This is a genomic window from Arthrobacter sp. H14, assembly GCF_000520495.1.
Lineage (GTDB): Bacteria > Actinomycetota > Actinomycetes > Actinomycetales > Micrococcaceae > Arthrobacter_C.
This window is the reverse complement of the sequence record NZ_AZRX01000471.1, coordinates 1-6735: the sequence shown is the minus strand read 5'-3', so window position 1 is coordinate 6735 and position 6735 is coordinate 1. Positions and strand designations below refer to the sequence as shown.

General features: G+C 60.8%; 5 protein-coding genes and 3 pseudogenes. 2 read left to right on the top strand and 6 right to left on the bottom strand.

What is annotated here, in order from left to right; translation table 11 throughout:
* The first annotated feature begins 158 nt into the window (after positions 1 to 158).
* Complete coding sequence (locus Y707_RS0101365; RefSeq protein ID WP_026533783.1) at positions 159 to 431, top strand: hypothetical protein; 273 nt, start codon at positions 159 to 161, stop codon at positions 429 to 431.
* A 794-nt stretch (positions 432 to 1225) separates the two neighbouring features.
* Here the strand turns inward: Y707_RS0101365 and Y707_RS22490 are convergent.
* The 5 genes and pseudogenes from Y707_RS22490 to Y707_RS22480 form a co-directional block, all read right to left on the bottom strand.
* Positions 1226 to 2305 (bottom strand): FUSC family protein, encoded by a 1080-nt coding sequence (locus tag Y707_RS22490; protein WP_051441525.1) that lies wholly within the window; start codon positions 2303 to 2305, stop codon positions 1226 to 1228.
* Positions 2306 to 2908: 603 nt separating this feature from the next.
* Positions 2909 to 4285: an IS30 family transposase gene (locus tag Y707_RS0101350; RefSeq protein ID WP_081744547.1), complete on the bottom strand. Its 1377-nt coding sequence runs from the start codon at positions 4283 to 4285 to the stop codon at positions 2909 to 2911.
* 79 nt (positions 4286 to 4364) lie between these two features.
* A pseudogene (locus tag Y707_RS29410) lies at positions 4365 to 4952 on the bottom strand (DDE-type integrase/transposase/recombinase); the annotation flags it as partial.
* A gap of 44 nt (positions 4953 to 4996) precedes the next feature.
* Positions 4997 to 5320 carry an IS3 family transposase gene (locus Y707_RS0101340; RefSeq protein ID WP_026533781.1) on the bottom strand — a complete coding sequence of 108 codons (324 nt, stop codon included), beginning with the start codon at positions 5318 to 5320 and terminating at the stop codon, positions 4997 to 4999.
* A gap of 52 nt (positions 5321 to 5372) precedes the next feature.
* Positions 5373 to 5610, bottom strand: a pseudogene (locus Y707_RS22480) (recombinase family protein); the annotation flags it as partial.
* 108 nt (positions 5611 to 5718) lie between these two features.
* Between Y707_RS22480 and Y707_RS22475 the strand changes: the two are divergent.
* The gene (locus Y707_RS22475) at positions 5719 to 6111 is read left to right on the top strand and encodes an ATP-binding protein (RefSeq protein WP_442853268.1); all 393 of its coding nucleotides are present in this window, start codon (positions 5719 to 5721) and stop codon (positions 6109 to 6111) included.
* Positions 6112 to 6200: 89 nt separating this feature from the next.
* Here Y707_RS22475 and Y707_RS0101325 read toward each other — a convergent pair.
* A pseudogene (locus Y707_RS0101325) lies at positions 6201 to 6407 on the bottom strand (multicopper oxidase domain-containing protein); the annotation flags it as partial.
* Positions 6408 to 6735: the final 328 nt, after the last annotated feature.

Here is a 6735-nt window from a genome sequence, read left to right as displayed (position 1 = left end):
ATGCTTGGTATATGTTTTGCCTGCGCATCACATACAGATGCACGCACAATGATCCGTCGTGGAGAGTGCGGTTCGATGCCACGCAAAGACCGGGCAAGATCCGGCCAATTCTCCAGGCTCCCGATCCGATCCGTACATCAAACAGGGAAGGAAGCACTGTGAACACCAACAAGCACCGGACACCGGCTGAAAGTAACAGCCGTGACAGTGCCGGCCAGGCTTCAGGCCCGGAGTCAGCTGGCCCTAAAATGCCCGAATCCGATGGTAAGGACAGCTTCGATGAAGCCGTCACCGAACATCTCAACCAGGAAGACAGCGGCCAGGCAGCTGAAGAAACGCCCCGGGGAGGGGCGGAGGGCAAGAGGAACAGTCGACCGGCCCTGGAGGAACAGATTGAAGACGGAAATCCAGCGATAACGGACAATGAATGATGACGTCCGGCGTATCCGAGTTGCAGCGCAACGCGTGGAAGTTCCGGCCCGGGGCGGGGGGACAGTCCCGCGCCGGTTCGACGGTGACAGTGGGCTCACCCGGGGCAGGAAGCCAGGCTTTACCTAGGCGAAAATTATCGGTGGCCAAGGGCGCTTGACAGGGGCTAAGCACGATGTTTTGTCTTACCTTTGCCGCGGTATTAGAGCCGGGCCAGCAGCTCGGCCTTCTTTGTTGAGAATTCGTTGTGTTTCGTCCTCGGTCAGTACGCCAGCGTCGGGGAGCTCGCCTTCCTATACAACACGCCAGCTCTCCGGTCACGAATCACCGAACTGCGCAAACCGCATGCGTCATCTACTTCCCAACCCGCCGACACCGATACATCGATCAACACCGCGGCCATCCGTGCGCTTTCGTCGCAAATCAAAGAGCAGCGGCGCCGCCACCGCGCCGAACTCGTTACGCTGCAGGACGCTCTGGCGGCCGCACACGGCGAGAACCTCGAACTTAGACGGAGATTGGCGCAAATCGAAGACTGACTTTCACCGGCTAAAGCTTTGAGTACCTGCCCTGCTCGGCGTGAATCCTGGTGTCATATACGGCGCGCGGGCTTTGACCGGTTACTCCCTGAGCCGACATGGTCGATCTTCCCTGGACCGAAATCGAGCTGGGCGCAGAGTCAAGCTAACTCTCGTCCTTATCCTGCTGGTCGGATACGACTCGCTCCCCGACGAGCTATCCGGTTACGGGCCGTTGAACGCGCCCACCGACCCCCGCAACTGACCGCCATTTGTGGCTAAGAGGGCCTGTTAACGAGGTGGGATTTTTCCGGCGTCGTTTTTCCGGCGGTTTTCAGCAGAGGCGTTACTGCTTTGAGGATTTGTTGCAGGCTCATAGCGATCGCGGATGCGGCGCCGTAGGGAGCCTTGCTGGAAAGTGACCTGTAGCCTGTTTCGGAGACCCGCCTCATGGCCGTGCGGGCGGTGGCAAGGGCTTTATCGTCATCGTCGTTGATGGTCCATGAATACAGAACCTCTGCTATTGCGGCGAAGGCTTCCTGCAGCGGCACGCTCATCGCTTCGGGGATGGCGTCCTGGTCGGCGGTGCCACAGATCGCATCGTTGAGCATGTCTGTGATGTTTTCGACGTGGAAGGTCACCCTTTCCAGAGCTCTGACGTGCTCGTAGTCCCTTTTAGGGTCACCGCGGTGAAAGCCGCTGCGGATATTGCCTTTCCGGCTTTCTTCGCCATACCGCACGGCTTCCCTGACTCCGCGCGCCGCCTGGGCCAGTTGTTTCTCGCTGGCAGCCCAGCGGATATCGTCCGGCGCCCATTTTTCGGCCAGGGCCTGGCCCATGTTTTGCAGCTGGTGTGCCACACTCCGGCGCAGCCCGGTCATCCGCAGCACCCCGTCACCTGCGTACAGCGGGGGAAAGATCAACGTGCTCACAATCATGCCGATGAGGACACCAACGACCATTTGGATGAAATAACCCAGCGAGTAATCAGCTATATCACTGCCCCCAACAACCAATACGAACAATCCGGCAGCGGGAATCCAATGACTGCCGCCGCCGAGCCGCGGCAATGCCCCCGAAACCAACATCCCTGCCCCGACAACGAAAGCCACCGTGAATGCGCCGACATCGCCGATCAGGATACCGATGTAGGCCAACCCCACACCAACACCAAGACCCACAATGGCCTGCAGTCCCTGTACTGTCGTGCCGGCAACAGTCGGATACATCGCCATCAACGCACCCAAGGGAGCATAGTACGGATACTCGGCCGCCGGCCCCGGAATGAGAAGCGCCAAGGCCCAGGCAACACCGCAAGCCAAGGCTGCTTTAACAGCCAGTAACACCTGTGGATGCATAAGAATCCTCTTGCACCACGCCCATAACCGGGCATTCCAGGAACTATCCGTCTTCTTCGCCCAGGCTGAAAAGCCGGACGGGGAGGCAACCATCATACCCCCAGTATCCCAAAGGAATTTCCGGTCTATGGCTCTTGCGGCAGGCGGTGTTGAGTGGGGAGGCGCAGTAGCCGTAATGAGCGTGACCGACGCTGTTCCCGTGACTGGGTTAGCCGTCTGGTTACCCCAAACGCCGCCGAGGGTGACATTGCCGCTGGTGGCACGATCAAGGCGAACTGTTTCGACTCATCGAGGTGACGGGCGATGTATTTGTCCCGGCGTACAACCTGATGGCCGCCTGTGCCGTGGGGCGCTGGCCCTCTGGTTCGTGCCGGAAACCGCTGGCGCGTCGCTGCGTGGCACGGAGATTCCACGCCAGAAGAAGCTGAAGCCACAGTCGTCGTTCCGCTAGCACAGTCGTCTCGTGCCATCCGATCGGCAAATTCCCCAAGCCCCGAGACGCTGGACTGGTTGTTAGAAGCGCGGCAGTACTTAGCCTGAATCCACCGGTTGGTTTTGGGTAGTTACGGCGTTTTAAGCGGGAAATGCCCGTCTGAGGCGGATTCAACCGGTCGTTGCAACATCGTTGCTCTGTGGTCGAAAGACTAGCTCATCGAGAGCTTCTGCCGGTGTTTTCCATTTGAGTGTTTTGCGGGGTCGGTCGTTGAGGGTTGCGGCGACAGCGCTGAGGTCATCGGCGCTCCACCGTGAGAGGTCTGTGCCTTTGGGAAAGTACTGGCGCACCAGCCCGTTGGTGTTCTCATTCGTGCCACGTTGCCAGGGGCTGTGCGGGTCGGCGAAGTAGACCATGATGCCGGTCTCGCGCCTCAACTGCGTGTGCTGGGCCAGTTCCTTGCCGCGGTCCCAGGTCAGCGAGCGACGCAACTGCTCTGGCATCGTGCCCATTTGTTCGCAGAGGGCCATACGCACCGCCTCGGCCCCGTAGCCAGCCAGCGCGGGGCCATTCTTGATCCGCGGCTCGATGCCGTAGGCGGGCATCCGAGGCAGATGGATCAGCATCGTGAATCTGCTGGTGCGCTCCACGAGCGTACCGATCGCTGACCGGCCGGTGCCGATAACGAGGTCGCCTTCCCAATGGCCGGGTATGGCACGGTCTTCCACTTCGGCCGGTCGTTCACTGATCATCACCTCCTTAGTGACGTGGCCGCTGGGCCGTTGCCGGGCGCGGGACCGTGGCACGCGCAATGCGCGCCCGGTGCGCAGGCAGGTGACTAGTTCCCGCCTGAGTGCCCCGCGGCTTTGGACGTAAAGTGCCTGGTAAATTGCCTCGTGCGAGATGCGCATGGACACATCTTCGGGGAAATCGATCCTCAGCCGGTTGGCAATTTGCTCCGGGCTCCATGCCGTCGCCCACCTGCGGTCTTGGCGTCGCGGCTTGTTACGGCCCTTCCAGGGCGCCGTTTCCGGTCCCGTCACTGGTGTCCCGTTGGGCCGGCGGACCCGTCCGGAAAGCCGCGTCTGCACGTACTCGTGGAGCGGTTCGTTGGTGATAAGTTTGGCCGTCTTGGGGCGTCGGGCAGTCGTCTCCGCCTTCCACTGCGCCACGGACGCCCGATAGTCGAGCTTCCCGCTTCGAGTGGCGGCGTTTCGACGCAGTTCCCGCGAGATGGTTGACGGATCCCGGCCGAGCCGACCGGCGGTCTCCCGAACTCCGGCTCCCTGGGCTTTCAGCAAGGCGATCTCTTCGCGTTCCTCAAATGATAGGTAACGGCCTGTCAGCGGGGTGAGCATAAACGTCGGCATTCCACCACGATCCCGGAACCAGCGACTGCCCACCGCCCGCGACGCGCCGACCGCGATTCCGGCTTCCTCGCTGGTCAGTCCCTTGGCGATCTCGCGCCAGAACAACCGCTCCACATCCCGGCGAAGCGACGGCTTCCCAGGCGACTTCATCGGCGCCCTTCCCGTTTGCTCCTTCATCCATCCAGCTGGCCTGCCCATTTACACCTCCATAATCGGGGTGTTGCGGCGACCGGTTGAATCTGCCCTGGCTGCCGGCATCGTTGTGATGTACCAAGCCGGTGAGGTCTTTGACGCCCTCCTTTCTGCGGGTGAATACCGCCATCTCGAGGGCGGCCAACACCAGGGAAGTGCGCATCCTTGTGTCGGCCATCCAGCCGATGATCCGGCGGGAGAACACGTCGATGATGAAAGCGACGTAGACGGTGCCGGCATCAGTTTTGACGTATGTGAAATCCGCCGCCCATAACCGGTTCGGTACCGGTGCCCAGAATTGCCGGTTCACCCGGTCCTCAGCCCTGGCTGCCTGCTCGTCAGCGATGGTGGTGCGGACGTTTTTCCGGCGCAGGGCCCCTTCCCAGCCTTGTCCGTTCATCAGCCGTTCAACGGTGCAGCGGGCGACGTCAATGCCTTCGGCGCCGCGCAGGTGCAGCCACATTTTCCGCGCCCCGAACAGGCGCGTGAACGGCTTGTCCCTGCGCACCCGTTCCATCGTGTTGATCAACTCCTCATCCTTGCGTTCACGCCGGGTCTTATCCCGGTTCCTGGCGTCGTAATACGTCGTTGGGGCAACCTTGGTCCCGTGCTCGGTGAGCACGTCGCAGATTGGCTCGACGCCCCAACGCAGACCTCCATCGGTGCGGTCTTTATGCTCGTCGATGAAGGCCGCTATCAGCGCTGTGGCCGGTCGATCTCGGCCGCGAAAAAAGCCGAGGCCGCCTTGAGGATTTCATTGGCCCGGCGCAGCTCCGCGTTCTCCCGCTTGAGCCGCTTGATATCGGCGTGTTCCTCGCTGGTGGTCCCGGCCCGCTCACCGCGGTCCACCTCGGCCTTACGGATCCACTTGCGCACCGTCTCGGGCGAGCCGATCCCCAGCTTCTGGGCCACGGTCTTCATAGCGGCGAACTGCGTCGGATAGTCCTTCTCGATTTCGAACACCATCCGCACCGCACGTTCACGGAGCTCCGGGCTGTAATTCTGTGTCGGTCGTGCCATGATCCCGATCCTTCCAAAAAATCGAGTCTCCGAACACACCGGGAGGATTCATTTCTTCAGTGGTGAAGGTGAGGTTTTCTTTGAGGAACTCGACCCGCACACCGCGTTTGGTCAGCATCTTCACCAAGGAGCGCAGGTCATCCAGATTACGGGCGAGGCCGGTCCATGCTGTGCACGGGGAGGGTGTCTCCGTCGCGGGCGAATTGGAGCAGCTCATCGAGCTGCGCCCGTTTCGTGTCCCTGCCGGAGGCTTTATCGGTAAAGACCCGATCCACCTGAACATTCTCCAGTTGGCTGAACCGCTACGGCGCTTAAAGGCACAGAAGTCTACACTTCCCTCGTGAAGCCGCCACTATGGCAAGGAGCGGTTGCAGCCACGCGGAGCCGGAAAAACCCACATGGCCACCGCGCTGGTGGCAGCCGCCTGCCGGCGGGGCATCCAAGCACGCTTCTTCACGACCTCTGCTCTGGTGATGTTGCTGCGCCGCGCCAAGGATGAAGACCGGCTGGATAAAGAACTGGCTTCCCTGGCCAAGAACCAGCTAATCGCGATTGATGAACTGGGCTACCTTCCGATCGATACCGAGGGCGCCCGGCTGTTGTTCCAGGTGATCGCGCACGGGTATGAAAAACGCAGCCTGATCATCACAACAAATTTGGAGTTTTCCCGCTGGGGAACCGTGTTCGGCGATGACAACATGGCCGCGGCCGTCATCGACCGGCTGGTGCACCACGGGCGGCTCTTACAGTTCCGCGGCGAGTCCTACAGGGTCAAAAAAATGCCCTCATGAAATAGCCAGCTGCCGAGATGGACCAGAAACGAGCCGAGGTGGCCTAATTCTTAGCGCTGAAATGGCCTACTTCAATTTGACGAAACACACCTCGGTTCGGGGACGTCGCGGCCACCGTCTTCGATGACCTGCATGGGCCACACGTGCAGGTGCGCGGGATGGTCCATGGGGCTGGAGTTGGTCAGGGTCCATTCCTCCACTGTCCCGGCCGCCACCGCGGTGTCGGTCCGCTCACCGTCGAATTCCCTCCCGTTGATGGTGAAGGCCATCATGGTGTCCTCCCCGCTGCCTGCGCCTTTTTGGGTTATTGACCTTCGTGGCTATCGTTCTGCTGGTGGTTCTGGCTGTGCGGTATTTTGCGGGAGGCGTCAACCGGGATAACCCCCGCCGGGACGGTCATAAGCTCAGCGGACAAGATGATCAGAGTACGGCCAGGCAAATCCTTGATGAACGCTACGCCAGAAAAATCGTACGTTAAGGTCGGCTGACAGGTAGCGGCCTTCCTGTGGATGGCCAGTTAGCCTCGATACTGCTGCACGAGCGGACAGGTGAACGGGCTGCGGTTCTTCGATCCGACTTGGTTCAAGTAGCGAAGCACAGTCGAAAAAGCCTGCCATAAGGACG